11 protein-coding genes are annotated in these 12,711 nt (G+C 65.7%); 7 read left to right on the top strand and 4 right to left on the bottom strand.

What is annotated here, in order from left to right; all coding sequences use genetic code 11:
• Positions 1 to 90 precede the first annotated feature (90 nt).
• Positions 91 to 1,284 carry a diguanylate cyclase gene (locus ACNFBT_RS21390; protein WP_416752743.1) on the bottom strand — a complete coding sequence of 398 codons (1,194 nt, stop codon included), beginning with the start codon at positions 1,282 to 1,284 and terminating at the stop codon, positions 91 to 93.
• Positions 1,285 to 1,486: 202 nt separating this feature from the next.
• Between ACNFBT_RS21390 and ACNFBT_RS21385 the strand changes: the two genes are divergently transcribed.
• On the top strand, positions 1,487 to 2,107 hold the full coding sequence (locus tag ACNFBT_RS21385; protein WP_416752742.1) for an FMN-binding negative transcriptional regulator: 621 nt from the start codon (positions 1,487 to 1,489) through the stop codon (positions 2,105 to 2,107).
• 125 nt (positions 2,108 to 2,232) lie between these two features.
• Here the strand turns inward: ACNFBT_RS21385 and ACNFBT_RS21380 are convergent, their stop codons facing one another.
• The 3 genes from ACNFBT_RS21380 to ACNFBT_RS21370 form a co-directional block, all read right to left on the bottom strand.
• Positions 2,233 to 2,634 (bottom strand): hypothetical protein, encoded by a 402-nt coding sequence (locus tag ACNFBT_RS21380; RefSeq protein WP_416752741.1) that lies wholly within the window; start codon positions 2,632 to 2,634, stop codon positions 2,233 to 2,235.
• Between the two features lie 238 nt (positions 2,635 to 2,872).
• Positions 2,873 to 4,876 carry a peptidase U32 family protein gene (locus tag ACNFBT_RS21375; protein ID WP_416752740.1) on the bottom strand — a complete coding sequence of 668 codons (2,004 nt, stop codon included), beginning with the start codon at positions 4,874 to 4,876 and terminating at the stop codon, positions 2,873 to 2,875.
• Between the two features lie 117 nt (positions 4,877 to 4,993).
• Positions 4,994 to 5,881, bottom strand: coding sequence for an alpha/beta fold hydrolase (locus ACNFBT_RS21370; RefSeq protein WP_416752739.1), 888 nt, complete (start codon positions 5,879 to 5,881; stop codon positions 4,994 to 4,996).
• Positions 5,882 to 6,078: 197 nt separating this feature from the next.
• Between ACNFBT_RS21370 and ACNFBT_RS21365 the strand changes: the two genes are divergently transcribed.
• From ACNFBT_RS21365 to ACNFBT_RS21340, 6 genes are all read left to right on the top strand, one after another.
• Positions 6,079 to 6,654: a CGNR zinc finger domain-containing protein gene (locus ACNFBT_RS21365; RefSeq protein WP_416752738.1), complete on the top strand. Its 576-nt coding sequence runs from the start codon at positions 6,079 to 6,081 to the stop codon at positions 6,652 to 6,654.
• Positions 6,655 to 6,994: 340 nt separating this feature from the next.
• Positions 6,995 to 8,011, top strand: a complete 1,017-nt coding sequence (locus ACNFBT_RS21360; RefSeq protein ID WP_416752737.1) for an alpha/beta hydrolase — start codon at positions 6,995 to 6,997, stop codon at positions 8,009 to 8,011.
• Between the two features lie 225 nt (positions 8,012 to 8,236).
• Positions 8,237 to 8,893, top strand: a complete 657-nt coding sequence (locus ACNFBT_RS21355; protein WP_416752736.1) for a hydrolase — start codon at positions 8,237 to 8,239, stop codon at positions 8,891 to 8,893.
• A 64-nt stretch (positions 8,894 to 8,957) separates the two neighbouring features.
• On the top strand, positions 8,958 to 9,512 hold the full coding sequence (locus tag ACNFBT_RS21350) for an antibiotic biosynthesis monooxygenase (RefSeq protein WP_416752735.1): 555 nt from the start codon (positions 8,958 to 8,960) through the stop codon (positions 9,510 to 9,512).
• 19 nt (positions 9,513 to 9,531) lie between these two features.
• The gene (locus tag ACNFBT_RS21345) at positions 9,532 to 11,370 is read left to right on the top strand and encodes an amidohydrolase (protein ID WP_416752734.1); all 1,839 of its coding nucleotides are present in this window, start codon (positions 9,532 to 9,534) and stop codon (positions 11,368 to 11,370) included.
• A gap of 70 nt (positions 11,371 to 11,440) precedes the next feature.
• Positions 11,441 to 12,709 (top strand): OprD family porin, encoded by a 1,269-nt coding sequence (locus ACNFBT_RS21340; RefSeq protein WP_416752928.1) that lies wholly within the window; start codon positions 11,441 to 11,443, stop codon positions 12,707 to 12,709.
• Positions 12,710 to 12,711 lie beyond the last annotated feature (2 nt).

Below are 12,711 nucleotides of genomic sequence, written 5' to 3'. Positions count from 1 at the left end.
GGTGGCGTCCGCCGCCCGACGCTGGGTGCGCGTTCCGCCTGCCAGCCGATCGAGGGACGCCGGCTGGATTCGTCGGGTCGGTTGCCTTCGTCAGCCCGTCGGCGGACTACTGAGTTGCACGCGGTTGCGTCCGGTCTGCTTGGCGCAGTAAAGGCGCTGGTCGCATCGCGCGAGCAGGTCAAGCGGTTGGTTCAGGCCCTCCTCATTGGCCATCGCAGCCCCGAGGCTGATGGTGAGGTGCCGCAGGGCGTCGGGTCGGTGCAGGTGTTCGATGTTCAGGCTGGCCACCTGCTCGCGCAGGCGTTCGGCTACACGGCGCAGGTCGTCGACGCTGCCGGTTTCGAGCAGTACGACAAATTCCTCACCGCCATAACGATAGACGCTGGCACGCCCCCCGCGCAGGCTGCCAACCAGGGATTCGGCCACGCGACACAGGCAGCGGTCACCGGTCTGGTGGCCGAAATGGTCGTTGTAGGGTTTGAAGTAGTCAATATCCACCAGCAACAGGGCGAAGGGGCGGCCGTGGGCGCGCATGCCGTCCCAGCTGGCGTTGAGCTGGGTGTCCAGGGCGCGGCGGTTGCCGACGCCGGTCAGTGCGTCGGTGCTGGCCAGTTCTTGCAGGCGCAGGTTGAGCGAGGCCAGTTCGGAGCGCTGGCGGCGTTCTTCCTGGTCGGCGAGGAAGGCCTGGCGCACGCCCCTGATATTGGTCCAGCTGATGAACAGGCTGAACAGCGCCACCGGCAGGTAGACCAGGGTGAAGATCAGCACGGGCTTGGCGGCGCCGTCGTGGATCAGCCAGACGTTGTAGAGAATGATCGCCGAGATGATTGCGGAGATCAGCGCAATGCCCTTGAACGAATAGCGCACCCCCAGGTTGCCGAGCAGGATGAACACCACCGAGGCATAGAGGAAGAAGGGGACGTCGGGCGAGGCACTGCGCTTGAGGAGCTCGAACCAGGCGAGGGTGGAAATGATGTCGTGCACCGGCATCAGCAGGTCCATCGCCAGCACGCTGCGGCTGAAGCGGAAGACCAGGAAGATGTTGAGCAGGCCGATCAGGCTCAGGGCGGTGCGCAGCAGCAGCGATTCCTTTGCCATGTCCGGGATCAGCAGGGCATCGGCCAGCACGTAGGAATCGTAGGCCGCCATGGCGATGAAGTTGATCGCCAGCAGGAAGCGCCGGTAATGCCGGATCACATAGGCCTTGTAGGCGACGCGCAGGCTGGGCGGCATGGTGCCCTGGAACTGCCGGGAGGGCTCGGCGGGAAACTCGGGTAGGGTCATCGGGGGGAGCCTGTGTCTGCCGTCCTGGGCGAATGCTGGCTAATGGCTAGAGTAGGGGGCGGCACGACTGCCGTCCAGCGCATCCGCGCACGGAGGGGCCGTGGTGCGGGTGAATTGGACCCGTTATCTGGTCTGGTAATGGATCTTTATGGGGTGCCAATGCAGCGGCATGATGGCGGTATTCCCTGATTTAGAGGCCATCATGTACGTACCCGCGCACTTTGAGGAAAAGCGACCTGACGAGCTGCACCGGCTGATCCGCGAGCACCCGTTGGGCATTCTGGTGACCGGCCATGCCGGCGTGCTGGACGCCAATCACCTGCCCTTCGAACTGGAGCTGGCGGGCGATATGCCGCTGCTGCGAGCCCATGTCGCGCGCAACAACCCGGTGTGGCAGGAGGCCGACGGCGAAGAGGTGCTGGTGATCTTCCGTGGCGACCACGCTTACGTCTCGCCCAACTGGTACCCGAGCAAGCACGAGGAGCACCGCCAGGTGCCGACCTGGAACTACCAGGTGGTGCATGTGCGCGGCCGGCTGAAGGTGATGGATGAGGAGCGCTTCGTGCGGGGCGTGGTCGGGCGCCTGACCCGCACCCATGAGGCGGGCGAGGAGCGGCCGTGGAAGATGAGCGACTCCACGCCGGAGTTCATCAGCGGGATGTTGGCGAACATCGTCGGTATCGAGGTGGAGATCAGCGAGATCGTCGGCAAGTCCAAGCTCAGCCAGAACAAGGAGGATCGGGATCGTCTCGGGGCGGCTGGGGAGTTGGAGCAGCGTGGCGTCAGCGAGTTGACCGGGGCGATGAGGGCGGCGAAGGAGTAGCGTTGCCTGTTCGGTGGCGTCGTGTTTCGCAGGAGCGAGCTTGCTCGCGAACCCAAGCCCGCAGCGATATCCGTTCGCGAGCAAGCTCGCTCCTACAGGTCGTATTCAGCTCTGGTCTACGAGGTTCAGAGCCCGCCCAGCAAGTCGTGGGAGTCCAGCAGGCGCCAGGCGATTTCCGGATTCTTTTCCATGCTCCGGCGGATTGCGGCGGGGATGGCCTGGCGGGTCTTGCGGCAGAGGCCGGGCTGGTCCTCGAAGTCGAATTCGATGCCGCGCGTGGTCCGCACCTCATTGAATCCGGGGGCGATGTGCAGGCGGATGCCGAGTTGTTCCTGGAGCTTTTGCTGCATGCGTTGCAGGTCGGCCAGGTCCTTGAGGTTTTCCAGGCGTTCCAGCAGGCGCTGCTCCTCGTTCCGGGTCAGCAGCAGGATGCGCAGGTCGGCGTCGGGATTTTCCAGCAGCCGCTCGCGGTGGCAATCGCAGGCACCGGGCGGGCATTGCTGGCGGAGCGGAGGCGTGGAAGTCATGTTCCCGATCATAGCGGGGGATCGGGAGTTTGCGCAGGGGTATTGGCCAGTGGCCTGCGGCCCCCTCACCCTAACCCTCTCCCGGGAGGAGAGGGGACTGTTCGGTGCAGGCTTCTATTCTGATGTCAGCCGGTGAGCTACCAACATTTCACCCATCGCTGGGACTGCCCCCTCTCCCGTGGGGAGAGGGTTGTGGTGAGGAGTTTTCAGCGCAGCGCCGACGTTGATAGGGACGACCTCAATGCCCCGGCTTGCGAATGGTCTTGAGCAGGTCTTCCGGGCTGATCTGCCCGACGATGTTGCTCACGCCGTCGCTGCCCGGCTGCGGCAGGCCGAGGATGTGGCCCTTGATCTTGCCGATCACGTGCATCTCGCACGGCTTGCAGTCGAACTTCAGGGTCAGCACTTCGTCGCCGTGGATCAGCTGCATCGGCTGCACCTTGGTGCGCACGCCGGTCACGCCCTTGGCCTGTTTCGGGCACAGGTTGAAGGAGAAGCGCAGGCAGTGCTTGGTGATCATCACCGGCACTTCGCCGGTTTCCTCGTGGGCCTCGTAGGCCGCGTCGATCAGCTGCACGCCGTGGCGGTGGTAAAACGCGCGGGCCTTCTCGTTGTACACGTTGTACAGGAAGGACAGGTGCGACTCCGGGTACACCGGCGGCGGGCTGGTCTCGGCCTTGCGGCCGCCACGCGGATGGGCCTGCACGCGGGCTTCGGTGAGCGCCTCGATGGCCTCGCGGCGCAGCGCCTTGAGCTGGGAGTTGGGGATGAAGAACGCCTGCGGGGCGTCCAGCTCGATGGCGTCGGCGTGGTACTGGGTGGTGCCCAGCTGGCCAAGCAGGTCGTGCAGTTGGTCCAGCGCCTGCTCAGGCTTGTTGGCGGCGCCGAACGGGCCGTCCAGGGCGACGCTGGCGGTGACGCCTTCCTCGCTGGTGGCGGTCAGTTCCAGGCGTTCCTCGCGCAGTTTGGCGACCCAGGACAGGCCGACGCGGCGTTCAGCGGAAGTCTTCAGCAGCGCTTGCTGCCAGTTGTGGTCGAGGTTGCGTGACAGCGGGTGGTTCGGGCGCAGGCGGTAGAGGCCTTCTGGCATCTCGTTGGGCTCGACGCGGTAGCGGTAGCGCTTCTCGCCGTCTTCCTCGAACTCACCTTTAGGTTCCGCAATGTTGGCGCGGAAGCCGACCACTTCGCGCTTCACCAGCACGTTGAGGCCGTCGCCGTTGGACAGCGGGTCCTTGGTCACCACCATCAGGTCACGCTTGCCGACTTTCTCCACGGTGCCCACCGGCAGGCCGGTGAAGGTCGGCGAGTCGAAGGCGCCAATGTCGATCTTGCGCTCGCTGACGAAGTAGTCGGTGCTGCCGCGGTGGAAGGTCTTGTCCGGGTCCGGCACGAAGAAATGGTCGGTGCGGCCGCTGGAGGCGCGGGCCAGGTCCGGGCGCTCGGCGAGGATGCCGTCCAGGCGCTGGCGGTAATAGGCGGTGATGTTCTTCACGTAGCCCATGTCCTTGTAGCGCCCTTCGATCTTGAAGGAGCGCACGCCGGCGTCCACCAGGGCGCTGAGGTTGGCGCTCTGGTTGTTGTCCTTCATCGACAGCAGGTGCTTCTCGAAGGCCACCACGCGGCCCTGGTCATCCTTCAGGGTGTAAGGCAGGCGGCAGGCTTGGGAGCAGTCGCCACGGTTGGCGCTGCGGCCGGTCTGGGCGTGGGAGATGTTGCACTGGCCGGAGAAGGCCACGCACAGCGCGCCGTGGATGAAGAACTCGATGGCCGCGTCGGTCTCGTCGGCGATGGCGCGGATTTCCGCAAGGTTCAGCTCGCGGGCCAGCACCAGCTGGGAGAAGCCGGCCTGGTCGAGGAACTTCGCCCGCTCCAGGGTGCGGATGTCGGTCTGGGTGCTGGCGTGCAGCTCGATCGGCGGGATGTCCAGTTCCATGATGCCCAGGTCCTGCACGATCAGCGCATCGACACCGGCGTCGTAGAGCTGGTGGATCAGCGCGCGGGCCGGCTCCAGCTCGTTGTCGTGGAGGATGGTGTTGATCGTGGTGAACACCCGCGCGTGGTAGCGATGGGCGAACTCCACCAACTGGGCGATATCGCTCACTTCGTTGCAGGCGTTGTGCCGCGCGCCGAAGCTCGGGCCACCGATGTAGACGGCGTCGGCGCCATGCAGGATGGCCTCGCGGGCGATGGCCACATCGCGGGCGGGGCTGAGCAGTTCCAGATGGTGTTTGGGCAGGGACATGGTTTCTTCTTTATCAGGCGTGGCACGGGCAATCGCCCATTGTACCGGCCAAACGCCGCGCCGGCACCCGTGGCGTGCCGGGCGGCGTGGCTTTTGGTCGCCTGAAGGGCGGGGTGCTCAGCCCAGGGCGCTGCCGATCACCTCATGGATGCGCCGGGCGATGTGCGGGGCGTGGGTTTCCAGGGCGAAGTGGCCGGTATCCAGCAGTTCGATCACCGCGTTGGGGTTGTCGCGGGCGAAGGCTTCGGCACCCGGCGGGATGAAGATCGGGTCGTGCATGCCCCAGATGATCAGCGACGGCAGCCGGGTGGCACGGAAGAACGCCTGGAAGTCGGGGTAGAGCTTCAGGTTGTCCTGGTAGTCGTAGAACAGGTCGAGCTGGATATCTTTGTTGCCCGGACGCTCGATCAGCAGGGCGTCGAGGGTGTAGGTCTCGGGGGCGATCAGGCTCGGCTCCGAGGCGCCCTCGACATAGTGCAGGCGGACGCCTTCGCGGGTCAGCAGGGCGTCGTGCACCACCTGGCGGTTGGCGGCGGACGGATCGGCCCAGTAGGTCCGGATCGGCGCCCAGACATCGCCCAGGCCTTCCAGGTAAGCATTGCCGTTCTGCGAGATCAGCGCGGTGACCCGCTCCGGGTGCGCCAGCGCCAGGCGCAGGCCGGTGGGCGCGCCGTAGTCGAAGACATACAGGGCGTAGCGTTCCAGGCCCAGGGCATCGACGAAGGCGCCCAGGGTAATGGCGAGGTTGGCGAAGCTGTAGCGGTAGTTGCGCTCGGCCGGCACTTCGGTGAAGCCGAAACCGGGCAGGTCGGGGGCGATGACGTGGAAGCGCTCGGCCAGGAGTGGGATCAGGGTGCGGAACTGGTGCGAGGAGCTGGGGAAGCCGTGCAGCAGCAGGAGCACGGGCGAGCCCGGCTGGCCGGCCTCGCGGTAGAACACGCGGACGCCGTCGGCATCGGCGAAGCGGTAATGGATGGCGGTGTCGGTGTGGGCAATGGCGTTCATGGTGAGATCCTTCTGTAACTGGTTAAAAGTTGTTTATGGGTTACCTCGAGGGCAAATCTGGACTTGCCTTTGTAACCTGTCAAACAAATTTATAAGGGTTACATTGTTGGGCGGACGAACGGTCGTCTCGATGTGATGTAACTTGCTAAATGGATATGAAGGGTTACGATGGGTGCATTCCGCAGGAGGCCGCCACCATGAGCACACCGACCCTCGAACCCTTCGTGATCGCCGATCACCCCGCGCTGGACATGATCAACACCGTGGCGGTGGTGGACGGTCAGCTGGTGGACTTCTGGCAGTCCGACGCCGACGTGCTGGCCTGGCTCGAACGCATGAAACTCAGGCGCGATGGCGCCAGCCGGTTCGCCAAGGGCGCGTTGCTGGACGCCGCCCGCACGCTGCGCGAGGCGGTGCGTGAACTGGTGCTCAAGCGCAAGGGCGGGCTGCGCGGCGACCCGTCGGCGCTCAACCGTTTCCTGTTGCAGGCGGCCAGCCATCCGCGGCTGGTTTGGGACGCTGCCGAGGCACCGCGTCTGGAGCGGGTCGGCGAACACGCATCGCCGGAGCAACTGCTCGCGCCCCTGTCGGAGCTGGCCGCCAGTCTGCTGGCGGAAGGGGACTTCAACCTGGTGCGCAAGTGCGAGCATCCCGATTGCGTGCTGTGGTTCTACGACCGCACCAAGTCGCACCGCCGGCGCTGGTGCAGCATGGCGGCGTGCGGCAACCGGCATAAGGTGGCGGAGCACCGCAAGCGGCAGCGCGGGGAGTAGGGCCCCGTCGCGGTTGTACGCCAATGCGCCTTGCGTCACTCGGCGGCCATAGTCACACGGCGAGTGATGTCGGTGTGTCGTCTGGGGGAGGCTCCCCAGCGCATTCCGCCTTGTAGGAGCGAGCTTGCTCGCGAACGCATTGCACCGGGCGGTCCGGCGTAAGGCGAGGGTTCGCGAGCAAGGACTGGGTGTCCCCCTCGGTCCTGCGAAAAGCCTCCGTCACCCCTTTGCAAAACTGCAAAACGCCCCTGCAAACCTGTCTATTCCGCGCTTCCCGGGCCTGGCCGAAGATGCACTCGCACTTCGGAACCACCCACTCCCACTGCTCAGGAAGGGAATCATGACCACCCAGAAAACCCTGCTCGCCGCCGCCCTTGCACTGACCTTTGGCAACGCCTTCGCCGCCGGCAACCCCACCGTCGAACACAACACCCAGGCCTTCCTCGAAGCGCTGGAAGCCGGCAACGGCAAACCGCTGGAAACCCTCTCGCCGAAAGACGCCCGTGCGGTGCTGACCGGCGCGCAGCAGTCGGTGAAGGTCGACCTCTCCGGCACCCAGGTCAGCGAGAAGACCATCACCACCGAGGTCGGCGCGATCAAGCTGACCATCGTCCGCCCGGCCAATGCCAAGGGCACGTTGCCGGTCTTCATGTACTTCCACGGCGGCGGTTGGGTGCTGGGTGACTACCCGACCCACGCCCGCCTGATCCACGACCTGGTGCTGAACTCCGGCGCGGCGGCGGTCTACGTCGACTACACGCCGTCCCCCGAGGCGCATTACCCGACCGCGATCAACCAGGCCTACGCCGCGACGAAATGGGTCGCCGAGCAAGGCAAGGAAATCGGCGTCGATGGCAAACGCCTGGCGGTGGCCGGCAACAGCGTCGGCGGCAACATGGCCGCGGTGGTCGCGCTGATGGCCAAGGACAAGGGCACGCCCAAGCTGCGCTTCCAGGCCCTGTTGTGGCCGGTGACCGATGCCAGCTTCGAGACCGGTTCCTACAACCAGTTCGCCCAGGGGCACTTCCTCACCAAGCCGATGATGCAGTGGTTCTGGGACAACTACACCACCGATCCGAAGCAGCGCGCCGAGATCTACGCGTCGCCCCTGCGGGCCACCAAGGATCAGCTCAAGGGCCTGCCGCCGGCGCTGGTCCAGACCGCCGAATCCGATGTGCTGCGCGACGAGGGCGAGGCCTATGCCCGCAAGCTCGATGCCGCCGGCGTTGCAGTCACCTCGGTGCGCTACAACGGAATGATCCATGACTACGGGCTGCTCAACGTGGTCAGCCAGGTCCCCGCCGTGCAGGCCGCCCTGCGCCAGGCCGGCGAAGAGCTGAAGGTGCACCTGAAATAAGGCCGCCAGGCCGTTCCGCAACTCCCCTCCGGTGTCGCGCAGCCCAGGCGTGGCGCGGCCTGGAGAGGGTCTTGCAGAACTGCAAAGTAGCCCTGCAAGGCTGTCTGTTTCGCACCTTCGGGTGATCGGCAAAGATGGCTCCACGGTTCGGCACCACCCTCGAATACGCCGGCCCGACCGATACCAAGACCTACCCCACTCACGCAACGCAGAAGGAAACCCATCATGACCGCAATCGCCAAAGCTGCTCCGGGCAAGACCCTGCTGAACCCGGCCGACCACACCCTGATCATGATCGACCACCAGTCGCAGATGTCCTTCGCGACCAAGTCCATCGACGCGGTAACCCTGCGCAACAACGCGGCGCTGGTGGCCAAGGCGGCGAAAGAATTCAACGTCTCCACCATCCTCACCACCGTCGCCGAGAAGAGCTTCTCCGGCCCGATCTTCGACGAGATCAAGTCGGTCTTCCCCGGGCACAACATCATCGACCGCACCAGCATGAACACCTGGGAAGACCCGCGCATCGCCGTGGAGGTGAACAAGTTCGGCAAGCAGAAGATCGTCCTCGCCGGCCTCTGGACTTCCGTGTGCATCGTCGGCCCGGCGCTGTCGGCCCTTGACCAGGGCTTCGAGGTCTACGTGATCGCCGACGCCTGTGGCGACGTGTCCACCGAGGCCCACGAGATGGCCATGCAACGCATGATCCAGCTCGGCGCCCGCCCGATGACCTCCCTGCAATACCTGCTCGAACTGCAACGCGACTGGGCTCGCGGCGAAACCTACGACCAGACTGTGAAGACCTCCATCGAGCACGGCGGCGCCTACGGCCTGGGCCTGATCTACGCCAAGACCATGTTCAACGCCAGCGAAGGCCATTGATCTAGCCTTTGGTAATGCGCCCTCCCTCGCTACGGCGGGGGAGGCAACCCCAGGAGGGAACCCCATGAACAGTCCAGTCAACCAAGAGTCCGTGACGCTGATCATCCGCCATCGCGCCAAACCCGGCCGTGCGGCGGACTATGAAGTCATCCTGCGCGAACTGACCCGCGCCGCCAGCGAGTTTCCCGGACACCTGGGCGTGGATGTGATGCACCAGGGAGACGACTTCACCTCCGTACTGCGTTTCGCCAGCGCCAGCGAGCTGCAGACCTGGCTGGACTCCGTGCAGCGCCGCGAGCTGATCGAACGCGCATCGCCCCTGCTCATCGACGGCGACCAGCAGGAACTGCACAGCGACCACGAGTTCTGGTTCACCCCCGGGCAAAGTGCCCAGCAGCAACCGCCGCGCTGGAAGCAGGCCGCGGTCTCCTACCTGGTGATCCTGCCGCTGGTGATGCTGGTGCCGCAGCTCTGGCAACCGCTGTTCTCCCGGATACCGCTGCTGGGCGGCTTCGTCCCGGCCAACATGCTGATCGTCGCGACCATCGTGCTGCTGGTGGTCTACGTTTTCATGCCACGGGCCACGCGCCTGTTCTCCGCCTGGCTCAACGCCCGCTGATCGAGAGAGGACCTTTTCCATGAATGCCGACCTGATCCTGACCAACGGCCGCTTCCATACGGTCGATCGCGAGAAGCCCAACGCCAGCGCCGTGGCCATTGCCGACGGCAAGTTCATCGCCGTGGGCACCGACGCCGAAGCCATGGCCCTGCGTGGCGGCGCCACCCGTGTCATCGACCTGAAAGGGCGCACGGTGATCCCCGGTCTCAACGACTCGCACCTGCACCTGATTCGCGGCGGCCTGAACTACAACCTGGAGCTGCGCTGGGAAGGCGTGCCGTCCCTGGCCGACGCCCTGCGCATGCTCAAGGAGCAGGCGCTGCGCACGCCCTCGCCGCAGTGGGTGCGGGTGGTGGGCGGCTGGAACGAATTCCAGTTCGCCGAACGCCGCATGCCGACAATTGAAGAGTTGAACCAGGCGGCACCGGACACCCCGGTATTCGTCCTCCACCTGTATGACCGCGCACTGCTCAACCGTGCCGCGCTGCGTGTGGTCGGCTACACCAAGGACACGCCGAACCCGCCCGGCGGCGAGATCGTCCGCGACAGCAACGGCGAACCCACCGGCATGCTGGTGGCCCGGCCCAACGCGATGATTCTCTACGCGACCCTGGCCAAGGGGCCGAAGCTGCCATTCGAGTACCAGGTCAACTCCACCCGCCAGTTCATGCGCGAGCTGAACCGCCTGGGCGTCACCAGCGCCATCGACGCCGGCGGCGGTTTCCAGAACTACCCGGACGACTACCAGGTGATCCAGCAGCTGGAAAAAGACGACCAGCTCACCGTACGCATCGCCTACAACCTGTTCACCCAGAAACCCAAGGAAGAGCTGGCCGACTTCAAGAACTGGACCAGCAGCGTCACCTACGGCCAGGGCAGCGACTTCCTGCGCCATAACGGCGCCGGCGAGATGCTGGTGTTCTCCGCCGCCGACTTCGAGGACTTCCTCGAGCCGCGTCCGGACCTGCCGCCGAACATGGAGGCGGACCTGGAGCCGGTGGTGCGCCACCTGGTCGAACAGCGTTGGCCGTTCCGCCTGCACGCCACCTATGACGAGTCCATCTCGCGGATGCTCGACGTGTTCGAGAAGGTCAACCTGGACGTCCCGTTCAATGGCCTGCACTGGTTCTTCGACCACTGCGAAACCATCTCGCCGAAAAACATCGAGCGCGTCCGGGCCCTGGGCGGCGGCATCGCCATCCAGGACCGCATGGCCTTCCAGGGCGAGTACTTCGTCGACCGCTACGGCAAGCAGGCCGCCGAGATGACCCCGCCGATCAAGCGCATGCTGTCCGAGGGCGTGCCGGTGGGCGCCGGCACCGACGCCACCCGCGTGTCCAGCTACAACCCCTGGACCTCGCTGTACTGGATGGTCAGCGGCAGGACCGTAGGCGGCATGGAGCTGTACCCCGAGGGCCTGTCCCGCGCCACCGCGCTGGAGCTGTACACCCACGGCAGCGCCTGGTTCTCCAACGAGCAGGGCCGCAAGGGCATGATCAAGGTGGGGCAGATGGCTGACCTCGCGGTGCTCTCGGCGGACTACTTCAACGTGCCGGAAGCAGAGATCAAGGTCATCGAGTCGGTGCTTACCGTGGTCGACGGCCGGGTGGTGTTTGGCAGCGGCGACTTCGAGCGCCAGGCGCCGACCGCGATTCCGGTACTGCCGGACTGGTCTCCGGTGGCCAAGGTTCCGGGGCACTGGCGCCCGCAGGCGCCGCTGCAGCGCGCCGTACACCAGTGCGCCGGCTCCTGCGGCGTGCATGGCCACAGCCACGAGCGGGCGCGTCAGTCGAGCGTGCCGGTGAGTGACTTCCAGGGCTTCTGGGGTGCCTTCGGCTGTTCCTGCTTCGCCTTCTGAAGACTCGCGCGGGCCACTCGGCCCGCGCTTTCCTTTTCGCCAGGATGGAGACACTGTCATGGCCCGCTGCATGCTTCGTGCGGCTTCGCTGCCGTTCCTGGTGCTGGCCGGCGCGGGGGTCTCCGCCGCCCCCCACGACGGCCTGCTGGAGAACGCCAACTGGTCGCTGCTCAGCCGCAACTTCTTCCTGCAGACCGACTACCGCACCCAGCCTTCGCCCAGCGGGCAGAGCTATCGCCAGGAGTGGGCGCAGGGCTTCATCGCCAACCTGGAGTCCGGCTTCACCCCGGGTACGATCGGTTTCGGCGTCGATGCCCACGCCTTCCTCGGCATCAAGCTCGACAGCGGCCGAGGCCGTGCCGGCACCGGCCTGTTGCCCCTGGACGCCGAGGGACGCGCGCAGGATGACTACTCCGACGCCGGTGGTGCGCTGAAGCTCGACCTGTCGCAGACCACCCTGAAGTTCGGCGAAATGACCGTCGAGACGCCGGTGTTCGATACCGGCGACAAACGCCTGCAACCCGAATACGCCACCGGCACCCTGGTCGACTCCCGTGAGCTGGACGGCGTGCGCTTCCAGGCCGGGCGCTTCACCGCCTTCAAGAACCAGGACGCCAGCGCCGGCCGGGGTGATTTCGACGGCTATGGCGCCACCACCCGCCATAGCGCGGTGAGCTTCGCCGGTGCGGATTTCACCCCGTCCGACAGCTACGGCGGCTCGCTGTTCGCCGGCCAGCTCGACGACACCTGGCGACAGTACTACCTGAACCTGCACTACCTCGACGGCGGCCTGTGGCTGGACGGCAACCTCTACCGCACCCGCGACGAGGGCCAGGCCCGCGCTGGCGCCATCGACACCACCGCCTGGAGCCTGGCCGCGCGCTACCGCCTGGGTGCGCAGGGCGTGCTGCTGGGCTACCAGAAGATCGAGGGCGACACGCCGTTCGATTTTGTCGGCGGCGATTCCATCTACCTCGCCAACTCGATCAAGTACGCCGACTTCAACGGCCCCGGCGAGCACTCCTGGCAGCTGCGCTACGACCTCGACCTGGGCGTGTTCGGCGTGCCCGGCCTGAGCTTCATGACCCGCTACGTGCGCGGCAGCGGCATTGATGGCAGCCATGCGCCGTCCGATGGCGCCTATGCCGGGCAGTACGGCTCCGACGGACGTCACTGGGAGCGCGACAGCGACCTGCGCTACGTGGTCCAGAACGGTCCGGCCAAGGACCTTTCGCTGCACTTCTCCCAGGTCAGCCATCGCGGCAATGATGATCAACCCGGGGCCGACATCGACCGGATCTACATGATCGTCGAGTACCCGCTCAAAGGTGTCTTCTAACT

It is taken from the genome of Pseudomonas sp. NY15181 (genome assembly GCF_048068055.1).
Classification (GTDB): Bacteria; Pseudomonadota; Gammaproteobacteria; order Pseudomonadales; family Pseudomonadaceae; genus Pseudomonas.
This window is presented reverse-complemented; position numbering and strand designations above follow the sequence as displayed.